This window comes from Caproicibacterium argilliputei (assembly GCF_029211325.2).
GTDB lineage: Bacteria > Bacillota > Clostridia > Oscillospirales > Acutalibacteraceae > Caproicibacterium > Caproicibacterium argilliputei.
The window spans coordinates 1,008,014-1,025,760 of record NZ_CP135996.1 but is presented as its reverse complement, the minus strand read 5'-3'; the positions used below and the strand labels follow the sequence as shown (position 1 = coordinate 1,025,760).

The following is a 17,747-nucleotide window of genomic DNA, read 5'->3' as shown; positions in this document are numbered from 1 at the left end:
CCTACCGGCAGTCTGCCGTATCTGTGCGGGTGCAAGCTTCTGAACGCTTCTTATCATACCAACCATGAGTGGGAAAGTAAGTAGAGAAATTTACGATTTCGTTCACAAATTTATTGAATTTGCTGTACTCGACTTGTGGAATGCGAAAAAATTATGTATGATATTCTACGGAGCTGCACAAGGTGGATTGCTTGTACCGTTCTAAAAAGAGACTGCAAAGGACATTTTTAAATATGCTGCGTTTTTTTATGAACCGTCCGTTAAAAACAAAAATTCTGATTTTGAGTCTGCTGTCCTCCGTCATCCTCATCACCGTACTTTCCGTTTTCATTTATGTGGTGTATTCCCGCAACGTGGTAGAAGAAGCGCAGGTGTACCAGTCTCAGAACATGACCTTTGTCAAAAAGGGGATCGAGGATATTCAGGACAACATTGTCAACCTCTCTACCAACCTGCTGTACAGCCCCTCGTTTCAGATGCAGATCAGCCCGGAAAAAGACCACCTGACCGTAAAGCAGGCTGCCGACGAAATGAACACCGTCAATTTTCTGACCAACTCCATCATCACTAACAACTACGTCAGCTACCTTTCCATTCACGCGGCAAACGGCTATCAGTTCTACTATGCACGCAACGGACTGACGATGCCCCAGGAATTTTCAAAAACGCAGCGTGACGCTGCCTACATGGATGCCATGAATATGCTCGGCGAACCGAAGTGGATTGCCACGCCGCAGGATGGCGGCAGCTTTCTGGTTGATAACAACACCGGCAAGCTGACCATGCTGCGCGGACTGGTGGACATCGACAACCGAAAAACACAGGGACTGCTGGTGGTCTGTATCGACTGGCACTCCATCTGGTCATCGCTGAGCAAAACCCAGGGATACGGCTACTTCATCGTAGACGGCAAAGGCAGCGTGGTGTCCGGCTCCACCGACCTTGCGGCACTTAAAAAATACGAGCAGGGCGGTCGCCTTGCGCTGCCGGGGCATTCCGACGAAGGCACCATCGTCACCTTGGACAGCAGCCGCTATTTAAGCTGCAGCAGCATGATCTACCAGAGCGGTCTGTACGTGGTCTGCCTGCGGCCCATGTCTGTCATTTTAAAAGATATTGACCATTTCAATATCGTTCTCGCGATTGCAATCGGCGTCAGCCTTCTGCTCTCGCTGCTGCTTGCGGCGCTGCTTTCCACCGCCGTGACCACGCCGCTCAAGCAGTTGGTACGCGCCATTCAGCAGGCCGGCAAGGGGGATTTGAAGCAGCAGGTCAACTTCGTTTATCAGGATGAAATTGGCATTCTCGGCAAGGCATTCAACCAAATGGTGACACAACTCAACACACTGTTTAACCGGGTCATGAAATTGGAAATCAAGAATCGCGAAGCGGAACTGAAGTCCCTGCAGGCACAGATTAACCCGCACTTTCTGTACAACACCCTGGATTCTATTTACTTAAAGGCAATGCGTGCCAAAGATACCGGCGCCGCCGAAATGGTGTATGCCCTCTCCCGCATTTTCCGGCTGACGCTGAACCACGGCAGCTCCATGACCACCGTCAAAAACGAAAAAGAATTCATCGAAAGCTACATTCTGCTGCAGAAAATGCGGCTGAAAGAACGCCTCGCGTTTCAGATTTCCATTGCGGATGCACTGCTGCCGCACACCATGCTGAAGCTCACGCTGCAGCCCTTTGTGGAAAATGCCATTGTTCACGCAGCGGAGCAAAGCACCGGCACAACCTGCATTTCCGTCAGCGGCACGCTTGCGGAAGGTTTTATGGAGTTTACCGTTGCCGACAACGGCTGCGGCATTACGCCGGAGCTTTTGCAGAAGCTCAACAGCAAAACCGGCGGCACCCAGGGATATGCAATCGGCAATATCCGCGAACGCCTGGAACTTTGCTACGGCAGCCGCTGCCGCCTGACCATTCAAAGCACACCCGGAGAGGGCACTGCCGTACACATCCGCATACCCGCCGAACCATGAGAACAGGGAGGAATTTCTATGTACACGCTCATTACAGCAGATGACGAAACGGATAAGTTGGAAGCGCTGCGGGATTTGTTTGACTGGGCAGCTTACGGCATTCAAATTGTCGGGGAAGCATCTGATGGGCAGGAAGCTCTCGATTTGCTGCTCCGCCTGCGCCCGGACCTCTGCATTATCGACATCCGTATGCCAAAGCTCAGCGGTCTGGACGCCATCCGGAATGCCTCGGCGCAGGGGGTCAAGACAAAGTTTATTGTCTTCAGCGGATATGACGACTTTGACTACGCCCGCCAGGCGGTGCAGCTACAAATTGTGGAATATTTGCTAAAGCCCTGCCGCTGTGAAGAGGTTGTGCAGGCGGTGCAGAAAGCGATTACCCTGGTGCGGGAAGAGCAGCAGCAGGAAGCCCTGCAGACACAGTACCAGTTTCTGTGCGCGCAGAATCAGGAACGCGCAAAAGAGCAGTTTCTGCAGGAACTGCTTGCCGGACAAAAAGCAGCGGATACCGCGCAACCCCGATGCCTGCAGACCTTCGGTCTGGAGCCGCTTCTTTCCTGCTACGCTGTGTGCTGTCTGGACTTTGTCGGACAGCAGGCGGAAGACAGCCCGCCCGCACAGGCTTTTTTAGCAGCGGCGAAAAAAGCAGTCTGCAAAATGGCACACAGCGAAGCAGTCCTTTGGAAAGAGCGAGTGGTTCTGCTGCTTTTCCTCGACCCCATTACCGAAAAATTCACGTCGTTTCAAAACTTGCTGTTTCACCTGCTGGAAAGTGCCGGAAGCGACTGCCACACACCCTGTGTCATCGGCGTTTCGGACTTAAAAAGCAGTTCGGGTGCCCTGCACGAGGCATACACCGAAGCCGAAAAGGCGGCAGGACTGGCCGCCTTTGACGAAATCCACGGCATCCGCTACTATGCGGAGCTGCAGAACAGCAACAAAAAAACCGCTGACACCGGCAAGCGGGAGCAGGAGGTCATTGACGCTGTCCTGAACCGCGCCGAAAAGCTTCCCTCCGCTGTGGACCACTTTTTCAGCTGCTGCACCCTGCGCTCGCCGGCATCCAAGCAGGTTGTGCAGGAAACAGCCTCCACGCTTGTCTGCAGTATTTTCAAAACCTGTCTGGAGCATAATATGGTTTTTAATCTCTTTTCCAAAATGCTCAGCGACACCATCGAAACCATATCCGGCGCTTCGACCATGCGGGAAATTAAGGATGCCGTACTCTGCTTTGCCCGCAGTGTTTCACAGTCCTTTACCGGCAACAAACAAATTTCCGCGTTCGCCTCTGCCGCTGTGGCGTACATCCGCAAAAACTACGCTCAAAAAATCACGCTGAAGCAAACAGCCGAAGACCTACATATCTCCCCTGCGTACCTGAGTATGCTGTTTAAACAGCAAACCGGCATGAATTTCATCGAATATCTGAATCGATACCGCATTCAAAAAGCAAAGGAATACCTGCACAACGTTGACAGCAAGATTTATGAAGTCGCTGACAAAATCGGGATTCAGGACGAAAAGTATTTCCACTCCTTGTTTAAGCGCTACACCGGACAGACCGCCACGCAGTACCGCGACAGTCTGCTGTGCAGCCGCACCGGCACGCCTGCCGTACCGGAGGAGTTTTCAGCCCGGCTGTAAAAACACAAAAAGGCGCGGACCCGTTTGCATGAAGCGGTCCGCGCCTTTTAGAGTATAATTTTCTGTTTTTCCTGTTCGGTATTGCGATTATGAAGGATTTTCCACGGTCTGCCCGGCAGCAGTCAGCAGGCTGCTTTCCAACAGATACGCATCCGGCTGGAAACTGTCACTGCCCTCAAAACGCACAGCGCCGCAGGGGAACTGGGCTGCAGTAGGCTCCGCAAGGCAACCGTTGGTGATGAACTCCACCCACTTGCTGTGCATCACGTCCGCCAGCGGTTCGGAGGGAGCTTTCCCCAGCTCCTGCGCCACGCCCGGTGCGTCCAACAGGTGGAAAAAGTACGGGATGTCCTCGCAATGGAAAGAGCCCATCTTCTCAGAGGAAAGCTGCGCAAAGTCATAAAGCCACGTTTTGCCGCCGCATCCTGCCGCGCACCGGCACTGCGCCAGGTGGGCAATGCCAATGCGGAACATATAAACCGTCATCAGCTGCCCCAGCACGCAGTCCTCCCCGACCCGGTAAATATCATCGGCAAACTGCGACACTGCCGCTGCGGGCAGACCGGCTTTTTGCAGGGCGCAAACTGCCGCCTGCAAAGGAAGGCTGTGTTCCGGCGGCGATGAAAACGTAAATTCGTTCCGCGTACTGCCCATCAGCAGCGCGACCTGCGCCCCCTGCCCCGCCAGTACAGCCTGGGGAGTCTGCTGTAGCAGGACTTCGCCGTCGAGCACCGGTGCAAACGCCAGATTAGAAGTGCCGAGAAAGCCCTCTGCCAAAGCAGACAGCAGCTCTTCCGGCTTGGAAAAACCCGCTGGGATTCCCGCAATGCTATTGACCTGCCGCTCGGAATCTAGAATCCGGCTTTCGGGAACTTCCCGCCACGCGGCGGCTTCTGGCTTTACCCCGACCTGCTGCGCCAACGCGCGGCCAACCGTTTCTGCCTGCTGCGCTGTGGGTGCACCGAACGCGCCGGATTCACTGATGGCGCCGTGAAACAGCCCGGCCGCCTTGGGCGACGCAAGCAGCGCCAGCACACAGCCGCCGCCTGCAGACTGTCCCGCAATCGTCACGCGGTGCGGGTCACCGCCAAAAGCTTCAATATTTTCCTGCACCCAAGTCAAGGCCGCTATCTGGTCCAAAAGGCCACGGTTCAGCGGGGCGCCCTCCATCCAGCCAAAGCCGTCAAACCCCAAACGGTAAGAAAGCGTCACCGTCACCACGCCGCGGCTGTTAAATGCGCGCCCGTTGTACCACGGCGATGCAGGCGAACCCGCAAAGTACCCGCCGCCGTGAATCCAGACCAACACCGGCAGATGTGCGCGGTGGTCGCGCGGCGCCGGCGTAAAGACATTGACATTCAGTGTTTCATCCCCCGGAATGCAGGGTTCGGGAACGGTTGTGACCGGCCCAAAAGGGCGGCGCTGCGGTGTCGGTCCATACTCCACGGCAGGGCGCACCCCCTGCCAAGGCGCCGGCCTGACCGGCGCGGCAAAGCGCCTGTCACCTACCGGCGCCGCGGCAAACGGGATGCCCAAATAGGCAGCGGAACAGCCGGTCTGCCACCTGCCGCGTACTTTACCGGAAGTCGTTTGAATCACAGGTGCATCTGCACAGTTATCTAATCGATAGGCAGTCACAATTCTCTATCTCCTTTATGAAATCCTCAGGTTATTTTACAGACTTAATCGGCAGAACAAATGCGGACGAAAGCAGTGCCGCAACCGCGGAATATATAAAAATCGCCGCATAATTGTTGTTAAATGCACCCAGCAGCGCCGCCGCAATGACCGGTGTGAGCGCCTGCGGCACATTGGAGGCGATATTGAGAATACCGAGATCCTTTGCGGCGTCTTCACCTGCCGGCAATACATCGATCATCAGCGCCATGTCAACGGACGAGTAAGCGCCGTAACCAAAACCAACAATGCTTCCGTAAATAATCATGCCAGCCACGGACGGGGCAAGCAGCGGAATCAGAATACCGCCGGCAATCAACAGCGTAGAGGTAAACACAAAGATTTTTCTGCGCCCAATTTTATCGGACAGCCGCCCAAAAACCAGCGTGGAAACCGATGTAGTCACCAAGGAGCAAACGTTCATCAGCCCAATCACGCCGCCCGCCTGCGCAGTGGACAAATGAATATAATCCGTCAAAATGTAAAGCTGATACGCAGAAACCGCCTGATAGCCCAGCACCATGAAGAACCGCCCGCCGAAAGCCCATGCAAAGTCAGGATGCTCCCGTGGATTTACCAGAAATGAACGGAAAAACGCGCCCCAGTCCATCTTCGGCATTTCCACTTCTGTAGAGGGTTTGTCGGGATTCAGCAGAACAAACAGCACGCAGACCACAATGACGAGAATCCCGAAAATATCATAGCCGATACCAATGCGGTTCAGCAGCTGCCCTGCCAGAATCACACCGACCGTTCCGCCGACCGCACCGCCCACACCTGTCAGGGCAGAAGCCGTGCCGCGGTCTGCAGAGTCCACACGGTCCGAAACAATCGCGGAAAGCGGCCCTTGAAAGGCATTCAGCAAGACCTGTGTCAAGACCCACAGCAGTGCAATCCAAAACAGGGAATTGGCAAACTGCATCGCGATGGTGCACAGCGCACCGCCAAGGCCGCCAATTAAAAGCCACGGCGCACGCCGACCCAGCCGGGAACGCGTCCGGTCGGAAATTGCTCCGATAATCGGCTGTACGAAAATGGTTGCCACAGAGGAAATGCTGGTTACCAGCGCCAGGTTCCCTACCTTATGTGCCGCGTCCAAATTGGTCATCTGCTGCGGTAGCAGCACTGCCACAAGACCCGCGTACGTCATAAACAGACCAAGGTACGAAGTCCCCAGGGATGTAAAAAGCAACTTTTTGCGCCGGGCAACCGCCGGATCCTGCGCCGGTTTCACTGCCGCGCGCGTGTTTGAAGAACTGCTCATCATGTTCATCCTTTCCAATCTTCTATTTCAGAAAAGGTTTTTGCGTTCTGCATAAAATTTCTCTATTTTTATCGCCTTTTCCGAGGAATCTTCCATTAGTATAGAATGAAGAAATGTGATTTGCTATCTATATTCTTTCAAACTTATCCTCCGATTTTGTGCAGTTTTTGCTCCTTGCATTTGAAGTCTTTACGAAAGGACAAAAAAGCAGGATAAAAACAGCAAGCTTCTGACATTGTGAAGCATCTGTCAAGTCAGTCTTGTCCTTTTCGCTGTTTTACTCCTGCAGAGTAAGCGTGATTAAACGGATTTCGTACGGCTGCAGCACCTCCTGCAGAGGAAACGACGGGCCTGTCTCCACGGTTTCCATCTGCAGAACCGGATACGACCGGCTTTCGAGAAAACGCCGGACTTCCTCTGTCACACGTTCTGGTGCGCCCATCTCTACCCACGCATCAAAAACGCTGCCGCCGGTACGGCCAACCGCATAGCGCCGCAGAAGATACCGCCCTGGCTGCAGCCCGTTTAGTCCAATTTGAAAGCACTGCGGATTTCGTTTATTGAACACGCCGTACCGCTTGGTCAGCGTCAAATGAGCTGTGTGGCGAAAGCGGTACAGCAAGTCATAGTAAGCAGCATTATATAGAAAAACCTGCACCTCTCCCGGTGAGGATGTGATAAAACAGCCCTCCTGCCGCGCCAGAAGCTTCTCCCCTGCCTTACACAAAAGCTGCAAGGCACGATAGCCGCTTTTGGCAAGCCCGTTTCGCGTAAAAAGTCCAAAACCGCCGTGAAACAAGTCCTGCGACGGGGAAAGCTCCTCCATAAAGTCGCTGACAGTCCAATAACCCATGGCACAGTAGGCATCATAATTTTCCAGAATATTTTTAAAGAGACTCGCTGACTTCGCGCAGGTGTCATTGCAAAGGTCCCGCTGCCAAAAGCTGCTGTTCCATTCATCCAGCATGACCGGTACATCCGCCAGCCCCCGCTTGCGCAGCGTTTTCCGGATGCGCTCCAGCAGATGCTTCAGGTAGTCCTCGTCACCGGTAACCGCCAGCGGGAATGTTTCTTCTGAATTAAGCAGCTGAACCTGCTTGGCGTCCGTTTCGTCCGGTGAAGCTGTAAAGAAAGCGTGCGCTGCAATGCAGTCCGGCACGCAGTTCTCTGCCAAACACCGCTCCAAAAATTCGGGAAAAGAAAGGTCGCCGGGCCCGCAGAGAAGCGCGTGCGGCAGCAAAGCGCGCACCGCGCGGTAACTTTCCCGATAAAAAGAAAAGTATTCCTCCAGATGGTCAGCACGCACATCATAAAAAAACGGGTTAAAACAAGGGGTGAAAATCCACTGCTCCACGCGCCGGACGCCGTAGCGGCACTGGAAATGCCGCAGCAGCACCGTAAGCAGTGCCGTCCACTGCCGCATATCCTTTGGCGTGGAAAGAATGCTCTGTCGCTTAAAAACCGTAAACTGATTTTTCGCAAGCTGTGAGGGCATAGCGCCCAGTTCCAGAAACGGTGTCAACCCGACAGACAGCAGAAAATCAATCGCCTCATCTGCATATGCAAAGTGGCACACCGGCTCCTGCCCGTCTGCCGCCGCATAAAACAACACATCATCATCCAGGATTCCCTTTACGCGCGCGTACCGGAATCCGATTTCCGCCTGCACCTGCCGCACCTGCTTTTGTACCGAGCCGTTGAGCAGGTCATACGCATAGCCGACGTTGATAAGCTGCCTCCAACTATGCCGGAGCGTGCGCAGCGGCATGGAAAGATTTGCTGAAACGGCACATTCATCGCGGACTTCCGCCGGCTTTGACTGCTCTGACGCAGACGGGGTCTGCAGGTACCGGCTCAAAACAGAAAATTTATTTTCTGCGCCCTGCGGTTCTGTATAAAGCTCCCGTTTCAGTCGCTCCCCCAGTTCGCGTTTGTACTGCCCCGGTGTTTTTTGATACGTCTGCTTAAATGCCTGAATAAACGAATTGGTGCTGCGAAAGCCGGCTTTCGAGGCGGTTTCCGTCACACGCTGCCCGCTGCGCAGCAACAGCGCGGCATAATCCAGCCGCACCTGCGTCAGATACTCCGTAAAGGTCAGCCCCAGTGTTCGCTTAAACAGACGGGAAAGGTACGATTCACTCAGGTAAACCCGGTCGGCGGTTTCTTTCAGAGTAATATCCTCGGTGTAATGCTGGTCAATCCAGCCGGCCGCCGCGCGCAAATGGCTGCGGCCTTTGTCAAACGCCGGCGCCGCCTTAGGTGCCGGACAGGAAAAATAGCGGATCAAGTCGTCCAGCAGCAGAATCAGCTTGCTGCGCAGATGCAGGGCGGCATGGTGCGCCTCATTTTGGTAGAAGGTTTGAAACGCAGCAGCAAAATCCGCACGGAGGATATCGTACTTCTTTTGCTCCTCCGCATCGGCCGCATAGGATTTGCAGGCAAAGGCAAGCTGCTGCGCTTCAGGAAAGTAAAAGGAAAGGAACGACGATGAAAGCAGCAGCGACAGGGTCAGTCCGCCGGATTCCATGTGAATCTCATGCATTTCATACCCGCTGACCGTAAATAAATCCGCTTCGTGCAGGGAATACGGCACGGTGCGGTCTTCGCGCCAAAGGGTGCCTCTGCCCCGCAGAACAAATACAAGTTCCAACTCCTGGTGCCAGCCGGGGTGGGAATTTTCCCGGCTGCTGATTTCAAAGGAATAACCCGCGCGATTTTCTGCTGATGCGTTCATAGCTTTCCTCTTTTCCTAAAAAGCAGCCCTGTCTGCAGTGTGCGGACAGTTTCCATACTTTTTTTCATTTCTGTATATTGATTATAGCATTTTTTGTAGAATCAGCAAGCTTTCGGCAAACTGCTTCATAATACAAAAAACCGCCTGCGCCAGTCGGCACAAACGGTTTGGAAGTTTTTATTTTCAGTTTTGCGGTTCCTGCGGCTCACGCGCAGCAGACGTACCCGGCAGGTGCAGCCCCAGAAAGGAGCAGAGAAAGCTGACCAGAAGCAGGCAGGCAAAGATGCCCAGCATGGTTTGACCGCCCAGCATCGTACCGGACCGGTAACCGCCGCTCTGCTGGAACAGGGAAATGACAAACGCCGAAGTGGCCGTACCCATGGCACCGATGAACTGCTGCAGAGTGTTCAGCACCGCGTTGCCGTCAGAAAGCTGTGCCTGTGGCAGCCGCGCTAAACTGCAGGTCATCAGATTGCTGTAGGAAAGCCCCAGCCCTGTCATGAAAATGCAGTGTGCCGCCACCAGAAGCGCCACCTGCGCAGTATGCAGCAGAAGCGCCAGCAGGACCATGCCCCCCGCGGCAACTGCCAAACCGATTAAAATCGGTTTCTTTGCGCCCAGCCGGTCAAGCACCCAGCCAGACACCGGTGCCAGCACAGCGCCCAGCATCGCCCCCGGAAACATAAACAGCCCCGCAGCGGAGGCGTTCAGCCCGCCGGCAATCTGCAAAACGTTTGGCAGCACAAAGGAATTGCCGAGCAGCAGAGCCTGATAAAGCAGGAAGCTGACCATCAGCAATGTAAACGAACGGTTTCGCAGCGGCGCCAGCCCCAGCAGCGAATGCCGCCGATTTGCACGCAGAAACAGCGCGCCTGCCGCAAGCCCAGCCAAAAGCCACACGGCAGTCAGCAGTCCTTTCGCGGTAAAAGCCGTCAGAAAGCAGGTAAAGAAAACTGCCAAGAAAGCAATGGCGGCCCCATGCAGCGGCTCCCGCTTCGGCTGCTCGGTTTTCGGGATGGAATGCAGACCCAGCAGCAGCGACCCCACTAAAATCGGCAGGATAAACACGAAAATTGACCGCCAGTTCAGCAGGTGCGCCAGCATCCCGCCGTAAGTCGGGCCAATGGCCGGCGCAATGGAGGTGGTCAGCGTTCCGAATCCCATCATCCTGCCACGGATTTCGAGCGGTGACTTGGTCAGAATCATGTAAAACATCAGCGGCAGCGCCAGACCGGTGCCCACCCCCTGCAGCACCCGCCCCAACAGCAGCGCGGCAAAGCCGGGCGAAAAACAGTCGAGCACCGCACCTCCCAGAAAGAGCAGATTTGCCGCCAAAAACAGCGCCCGTGCGGAAAAGCTTCGGTTCAGGTAGGATGACAGCGGTGCAATGATAGAAATTGCCAGCAGACAAATCGTTGTCACCCACTGCACCGCTGTGGTGGAAATCCCGAACTCGCCAATCAGCGTCGGGAACGTCACATTCATGGCCGTTTCAATCAGGACACCGGTAAAGGACAGCAGCCCGGTGGCCGCAACCGCTCCGTAAAAATGAAAAGTTTGTTTTTGTTTCATTCAATCACCTCAAGTTGCACAAAAAAAGAAGCCAAAATGATGATTCACAGGGAATCCTCACTTTCGCCTCTGTATCGACACGCAGCCGTGTTATCTGTACGAATTGTTTTTATTGTAACACGCAGTGCAAAACGTGTCAAGTTCCGTCCGGCGGCAGAACAGCTGCATTTGAACGCAAATTTCCGCTTCGGCGCGCATACAATTCTGTGAGGTGAGGCGGGATGGAACCATGCTCTTCAGGTGATGAACTTGTTTTGCTTGCAGCCGCGGCTGCCATTTCAATTTCTAAAAAATTGAGTCTGGATGAGCTCAACATCCTCTCCAGCTTTTTTAATGCGCTGGGCGACAATCTGGGTGTCCTCGCCGCAAAGCAGGCGTCCTGCCAGAAAAGCTGACCCAACCGCGCGCGGCTGTGCTACTTCCATGATTTTCTTTAACAAATTTGCCATAAATATTGCATTGATGTAAGGAATAAAGCGTGTTAGGATAGAGTTGTTCCAAGAGGAACAGGAAAAAGCAAAAGGAGGTTTCTGTGATGACTTGTCAGGAATTGCTCCAACTGCTTGAGCAGCTTCTCAGTAAGAACAGCAGCTCCAGCTGCAATCAGTAAAAAAATTTACATCCTTGTTTTGCGTACAGGCTCCATCCCTTTGGGATGGGGCCGCTTTTTTTACCGGCACAAAAAAATCGCCGAAGGCGTTTTTCCTGCGCCTACAGCGGTTTTCTTTTGGTTTTACCGAACGGTTGCCACCGAAACCTTCACGCCGTTCACATAAATGCCAGCCTTTGCGCCGGACTTGCCGACTGTAAAAATTTTGATGAAGTAGTCACTGCCGCTCTTTTTGACAAGCTGTGTGCGGAACACACCGGCGGTTCCCACGACAAAGTTCGGGTACGCTCCGTTTTTCACGGTAATCCGGAACTGATATGCACTCTTTACCGTAATATCCTTTGTGGTATCGCTGACAAACTGGGAGCTTGCCGGGCCGCCAACCAACTCCAGATTGCCGAAGTGCGAAGTATCCGTATAGCTTTTGCCGGTGGAATCACTCCAAGTGACAACGCCGGTTCTCGCACCGGAAGCATCCGCGTCGTTGACCTGCGCGTCAAAACCAAGCATTGTGCCGTTAGCGGGTGTAATGGAGGTCAGCGGAATCGCCATTTCCACCAGATAGCCGGTATCGGTTTTACTGGTGGCAGAGGTCCATGCATTTAGGTCAGCAGAGGCAGCCCCGCCGCCACTTTTCGCATTTTTGTAACTGACGCGGTACTGACCGTCATCCGACTCGTAAGCCGGCGATTTGTGGTTGTTGACATCTAAAAATGTTTCAATGGAATCCTGCTCCCAAGCATTCGCATTGGAACTGTTCAGCACGGAGTCGGTCACATGGTACAGAACATACAGGTTTTTCTGATCCCACATGGTTTGCACTTTTGCGGTTGCGCCGCTTTTTCCGGTCACCCAGGTTGCGGTGTCAAACGCGGGGGCTTTCTGCCACGCCGCATCTTCCTTGCCGTCGACAACCGGTGTGCCGTACACGGCTTTCGCCAGGTTTGCGGATGCGCTTAACTCCAGTTTGCCGTAATTTGCGGTGCTTTTGCTTTGGGTGTTTTGGAAGTCGCTCCAAGTTGCGATGGAGGTCAATGCATTCTTTGCGTTATAATCCAAAACTTGAACGTCAAACTGCAGCTGGCCGCCGACTGCCGGCTTCAAATTCTGAATCGGAATGGCCGCCGACACGGTATATCCGGTGTCGGTTTTTTGAACCGCGGCTTTCAGCTTGCCGCCGGAATTGCTGAGCGTAATAGGATAAGCCTTTACGCCATTGTTGTTCAGATACAGCGTAATGCCGTCCTTTGCACTGCGTGTGCTGTCGGTAACATCCGCCTGCACATACAGGTTTTTGCTGTCCCACATCGTTTTGACCGCAGCAGTTGCGCCGCCGGTGCCCTTGATAAAGGTATCAGTTGACCATGCGGAAACAGTGGACCACAGGGCGCTGTCCGCCGTAGGATTGCCCTGACAGCTTTTTGCGGAGGTCGGCACAACCGGTGTGCCCGCTGCCTGAACCAGCGCATTAAATGCGGGTTTTGCCTGCAGAGCGGTGTCAAACAGCATCGGGCTGTTGTTTGCGCCCAGCCAGGAACCGTCATCCGCGGAACCCCAGACCGTTACAACTTTGATGTATTTCTTTTCACTTTCAAACAAATCAAACAGTTGCTTATATCTTCTGGCTGCTTTCGCCAAGGTAACCGCGTCTGTTTTCCCGCCGGTGCTGACGTCCAACTCCGTCACCTGTACTTCCAGACCCAGAGAGCCGAACTTTTCAATGGCGTCTTTGATACTGGAGATGGAGGGACTGTCCACATCAATGTGCATCTGCAGACCAATGCCGTCCAACGGAACCCCTGCCTGCAGCAGTTTTTTGGCTTCATTGTAAAGGTCGGTTGTTTTCTGCCCATCGTTCACAATGCCGTAATCGTTGATGAACAGCTTCATGTCCGGATCGGCTTCGTGTGCGTAGCGCAGCGCATAGTCGATGTATTCGGGACCGATGATGGCTTCCCACTTGCTGCCCTCATCCAGACCTTTGATGCCGTTGTTCTGGTGGCTGTTGGAAATCGGTTCGTTGACCACATCCCAGCAGTAAAACGGACTCTTGCTGCCGTACTTCTGCTTAAAATGCTGCAGCACGCTGGTGATGTGCGTTTTCATGGTTTTAAGCAGCTGCTCCTTGGAAACGAAGTATTTCGGATTGTCCGGATCAGACAAGTTGGTGGTAAACCACCAATCCGGCACCTGAGACTGCCAAACCAGATTGTGCCCGCGCAGCTTCATGTTGTTTGCAATGGCAAAGTCAACAAACTTGTCTGCCGTTGTAAAGTCCAGCTCATGCTTGCTATTGTACAGCGAGGACGCCTTCATCTCATTGCCCGCGGTCAGGCTGTCAAAGTGGTGGGTCAGCAGCTGCGCGTGGTCGTCAATCAAGTCCGAATAAACCGCAGCGCAGCCCATGGTGAAGTCATACTTGCTTTTCAGCGGTGTCAGGTTGGTCTGCACGCCGTTGGTCTGTGAAATTTCCTTGATAGAAATATCATCGACATAGTAGTTTTTGGAAGCGTCCTTGCTGCGGAACATCAGCCCCAGCGTTGTGACCTCTTCCTTCTTTTCCGTCAGGGTAAACTGACCGGTCACCTTTGTCCACTCTTTCGCGGAAATGGAAACGTCCTGCGCAATCGACATATCGTACCCCACACCGTTTTTGTCCACACGGTGCACCAGAACCGACTCTGTGGTGGCGGCGCTCTGCGCGCCTTTCAGGTACAGGCTGACCTGATAAGTATGATGGTACTGCACCGGCGTCAGCAGATTGTAAAGCGGTCCCATCCAGGTGGAGCCGATTTTTTCCACCTTTAAAGAACGGCTGCCGCTGTGCGACGCTTCCGTTGTGCTGGAAAGCGTGCTGATTCCATTGTTGTTCCAGCCGGAAAGGTCACTCGACTCAAAACCGCTGTTTGTAACCAGTTCTCCTGTAGTTGCGTTTGATTCGTTTCCGCCTGCCGCATATGCCGGGCCAACGCTTATCAGCGAAAAACCCATTACGGCAGCAAGCAGAAAACCGGCAGCCCGAACACCGGGTCTCCTCTTGTTTCTCATTGCAATTCCTCCCAGAATTTTTTCAGGATATTATCAATGGAAAAGTTCCATGATCCTGCAAACCTGCAGCAAGCCCAAGTGACTTGTTGTGAAAGTTTCACGAAAGTTCTCAATCTAATTGAAATATTTTCACAAAACGTACCATGATTTTACCATAATCTTTAATAAAAAAACAAACCGTAAACTATGAAAGATTTCCGGTCAAACTATGAAATTTATAAAAGTTTCAGTGTGGTAGCTGCAAATACCGGCAAAATGAAACAAAAAATCCGCCGAAGTTTCCTCGGCGGATTTCAAAAGCGAAATTGCATCACCCGGTCTATTATGAAAACAGATTTTCGTAATAGCCAAAGAGATTAAACAGCATTAAAATTCCCATCACAATCAGCAGACAGCCGGAAATGATTTTGATGATGCCTGCGTGCTTTTTCAGGAACGAAACCGTCCCCTCCAATCGGTTCCACAGCAACCCGGTCAGCAAAAACGGGATTCCCAGCCCCATGGAAAACAGGAACAAAAGGAGAACGCCCTCATAAAGTGTGGAGGTACCGGAAGCAAGCAGCAACGCCGAGCCGAGGAACGGCCCCAAACACGGAGTCCACCCCAGAGAAAAAGCCGCACCGAACAGCAGGCTGGAAAAAAATTTGAGCCGGTCTGTGTGTGCGTGCAGTGCGCGGGTGCGGTTGAGCACCGCAAGGTTCAGCACACCGCAATACTGCAGCCCCAAAACGATCAGCACCGCACCGCCCAGACGCATCAGCAGCACACGGTGTGCTTTCAACAGTGCGCCCACACCGGACGCCGTTGCGCCCAACAGCACAAACACGACCGTGAAGCCGGCAATGAAGCCCAGCAGATTCTGCAGCATCCGCCTGCGGGTGGTCTGCTGCTCCCGGCTGCCGCCGAGGTACATCAGGTAAATCGGCAGCATCGGCAAAATACAGGGAGAAAGGAACGCAAGCAGCCCTTCGGAAAAGACAAGGCCGACAAGCGCCAGGGTGAATTCGGGCGCAGCCTGTTGCAGCATTACATGGCCTCCGCAATCATGCTTTTGACTTTCTCATAAGATGTCATGCCGGATACATAGCTGGAAAAGCGCCCCTGCTTGTCGATGACCACCGTGGTCGGGTACCCTGTCACGCCAAAAATATCGCTGCTAACGGTACCGGAGTCGTACAGATTCAGAAAGGAATAGCCGTTGTCTTTCAAAAAGGCGTCCCCCTTCTGCTTGGTTTCTGTCTGTCCATCGGTTTGATCCAGAAGCAGCAGCACCACGTCTTTGGAGTTCTGCAGCTCACGGTTTAGCTTCTGAAAATCCGGCAGTTCTTTTTTGCAATATACGCACCAACTCGCCCAAAAATTCAGTACCACCACTTTGCCGGAATAATCCGAGAGGGAAACTTTTTTTCCGCTGCTGGATTCCAGGGTGAAGTCCGGCACCACCGGCTTGTCCGCACTCTGCGCGGACGCAGGCTGGCTGGCGGCGGAGCTGCTGTCGGCAGACTGGCTGCTCGTCTGACTTGCTGCGGCAGAGGACTGCGGCTGTGCAGGAACAGAAGACGGCGTAGTAGTACCGCCGCATCCAGACAATGCGGTCACCAGTGCCAGTGTCAGTGCCAAAATGGAACCTGTCTTTTTCAAGGGATTTGCTCCTTTCCGTCTTCTCAATCTTCAATCAACTGTTTGATAAAAGGTTTCAGCTTTTCACAATCCACATGATACGTAATCTGTGCACCGCAGCGCTCGCCATTCACAATTCCCGCATTTTTTAAAATCAACAGGTGATGGGAAATGGTGGGCTGTGGAATCTGCAGCTTAGTGCACAGAGCCGTCACATTGGTTTTGTTAACACAAAGCTCCCGCAAAATCCGCAGACGGACTGGGTTTGCAAGTGCCTTGAGAAGCTCCGCGCGCTTTTCGAGTTTTTCCTCTATCGGGTCCATGCGTCTGCTCCTTTATATTCGTATATTCACATATTATAATCTATGAATGGAAATCCGTCAACCACAAACTGCAAACCATAAAAAAGCAGACAGACAGCGCTGTGTCTCCGCCGCTGCCTGTCTGCTTTCGAAAAAGGAAAAACCGCTACTGCTGCAGCTCATAGCGGTAATGGTTGACTTCCCGCAGCAGGTGGTCCGTGTACAGTGCGGTCATAACGCCTTTGAGCGAACAGTCCATGGTGTGCTTGGTGACATCTTCCGCATAGGTCTGGAACTTGCGCGTATATTCCAGCGCCGCTTTCTGGTCCGGTCGCGCCGCCGCCAATTCATCGTAAATATTGGCAAACGAATTGGCGGTATCCATAGACTTTACTTCCACCCAATCCAGCTCGCCGCGTAAAGACTTCGCGTGCTCGGACATTCCCTGATTCCAGAAGGCGATGTAGCTGCCCGGTTTGGTATCCCCACAGGACTGCAGAAAGTTCAATTCTTCCCGATACCGCTTTGCTTCATTCATCAAATGGTTCAGCGCCGACGGATACAGCGAAAAGTACAACCGGCACTGCGCACGCTGCTGCAGCATAGCAGTTTGGTAGGCAATGAATGCATCCAGCTGCGGCTGAATCCGTTTGTTCAGCGCGGCAACCCGCGCCTGCAGTTGCGGATGCAGCACTGTGCCGGAACCCGCAGGCATCAGGTGACACTCCAGAACGGTTAAGGCACTGTTTGTTTCCACACCGATCTGCCGCTGAAAAAGTCGCTCAATCTGCTCGGTGTACGCTGTGCAGAACTGCTCGGATGCCAGCATGGCTTCGGGCACCACCCCGTTGGCAAGAAGGAGGAATTCCCGAAAAAAATTTGTAAACCGGCGGCGGTACATTTCTCCCTGCGCGGCAAGCTGCCTTTCCACCGGCGGCAGCGAGCTGATGATGAAAATCGCGTGTTCCTTCATGATTCGTGTCCAAAACAGAGAGGTTTCCACAGAAGCGCGCACATATTCTTCAGAATTCAAAACAAACCATCGCTCCCTCTTTTATCATTTTGCAAATGCATATGAAAAATAGGCAGCGATTATGAATTTTCACGCGCGGATACGCATAAAAAACCAGCACTTTCTGCTTGCAAAAAACAGAAAATGCTGGTTTTTTATAACGTTGAACAGGAAGGAGAAACTTATAACTGCCTTTCAAAGGGGCTATCTCTGAAAACACAGCGAATCAAAGGAAGCATTGAAGATACAACAATACATACCTTCTCTGAAACG

At 53.2% G+C, this 17,747-nt stretch carries 12 protein-coding genes; 3 read left to right on the top strand and 9 right to left on the bottom strand.

What is annotated here, in order from left to right; genetic code table 11:
- Positions 1 to 233 precede the first annotated feature (233 nt).
- The gene (locus tag PXC00_RS04840; protein WP_316935114.1) at positions 234 to 1,991 is read left to right on the top strand and encodes a cache domain-containing sensor histidine kinase; all 1,758 of its coding nucleotides are present in this window, start codon (positions 234 to 236) and stop codon (positions 1,989 to 1,991) included.
- A gap of 18 nt (positions 1,992 to 2,009) precedes the next feature.
- A complete protein-coding gene (locus PXC00_RS04835) occupies positions 2,010 to 3,635 on the top strand; it encodes a response regulator transcription factor (RefSeq protein ID WP_275844425.1) in 1,626 nt (541 codons plus the stop codon).
- A gap of 87 nt (positions 3,636 to 3,722) precedes the next feature.
- Here the strand turns inward: PXC00_RS04835 and PXC00_RS04830 are convergent, their stop codons facing one another.
- From PXC00_RS04830 to PXC00_RS04815, 4 genes are all read right to left on the bottom strand, one after another.
- Positions 3,723 to 5,273, bottom strand: a complete 1,551-nt coding sequence (locus tag PXC00_RS04830; protein WP_275844424.1) for a carboxylesterase/lipase family protein — start codon at positions 5,271 to 5,273, stop codon at positions 3,723 to 3,725.
- A gap of 31 nt (positions 5,274 to 5,304) precedes the next feature.
- Positions 5,305 to 6,585, bottom strand: coding sequence for an MFS transporter (locus PXC00_RS04825; protein WP_275844475.1), 1,281 nt, complete (start codon positions 6,583 to 6,585; stop codon positions 5,305 to 5,307).
- A gap of 268 nt (positions 6,586 to 6,853) precedes the next feature.
- The gene (locus PXC00_RS04820) at positions 6,854 to 9,310 is read right to left on the bottom strand and encodes a GH39 family glycosyl hydrolase (protein WP_275844423.1); all 2,457 of its coding nucleotides are present in this window, start codon (positions 9,308 to 9,310) and stop codon (positions 6,854 to 6,856) included.
- Between the two features lie 183 nt (positions 9,311 to 9,493).
- On the bottom strand, positions 9,494 to 10,882 hold the full coding sequence (locus PXC00_RS04815; protein WP_275844422.1) for an MFS transporter: 1,389 nt from the start codon (positions 10,880 to 10,882) through the stop codon (positions 9,494 to 9,496).
- A gap of 221 nt (positions 10,883 to 11,103) precedes the next feature.
- On the opposite strand from PXC00_RS04815, the gene PXC00_RS04810 reads away from it, so the two are divergent.
- Complete coding sequence (locus PXC00_RS04810) at positions 11,104 to 11,277, top strand: DUF6774 domain-containing protein (protein WP_275844421.1); 174 nt, start codon at positions 11,104 to 11,106, stop codon at positions 11,275 to 11,277.
- 338 nt (positions 11,278 to 11,615) lie between these two features.
- Here the strand turns inward: PXC00_RS04810 and PXC00_RS04805 are convergent, their stop codons facing one another.
- The 5 genes from PXC00_RS04805 to PXC00_RS04785 form a co-directional block, all read right to left on the bottom strand.
- Positions 11,616 to 14,540 (bottom strand): endo-1,4-beta-xylanase, encoded by a 2,925-nt coding sequence (locus tag PXC00_RS04805; RefSeq protein WP_275844420.1) that lies wholly within the window; start codon positions 14,538 to 14,540, stop codon positions 11,616 to 11,618.
- A gap of 322 nt (positions 14,541 to 14,862) precedes the next feature.
- Entirely contained in the window at positions 14,863 to 15,567 is a 705-nt protein-coding gene (locus PXC00_RS04800; protein ID WP_275844419.1) for a cytochrome c biogenesis CcdA family protein, read from the bottom strand.
- A complete protein-coding gene (locus PXC00_RS04795) occupies positions 15,567 to 16,181 on the bottom strand; it encodes a TlpA family protein disulfide reductase (RefSeq protein WP_275844418.1) in 615 nt (204 codons plus the stop codon). The genes PXC00_RS04800 and PXC00_RS04795 overlap by 1 nt, the downstream gene beginning before the upstream one ends.
- A gap of 23 nt (positions 16,182 to 16,204) precedes the next feature.
- Positions 16,205 to 16,483 (bottom strand): ArsR/SmtB family transcription factor, encoded by a 279-nt coding sequence (locus tag PXC00_RS04790; RefSeq protein WP_275844417.1) that lies wholly within the window; start codon positions 16,481 to 16,483, stop codon positions 16,205 to 16,207.
- 145 nt (positions 16,484 to 16,628) lie between these two features.
- Positions 16,629 to 17,495 (bottom strand): DUF2935 domain-containing protein, encoded by an 867-nt coding sequence (locus PXC00_RS04785; RefSeq protein ID WP_275844416.1) that lies wholly within the window; start codon positions 17,493 to 17,495, stop codon positions 16,629 to 16,631.
- Between the last annotated feature and the right edge of the window lie 252 nt (positions 17,496 to 17,747).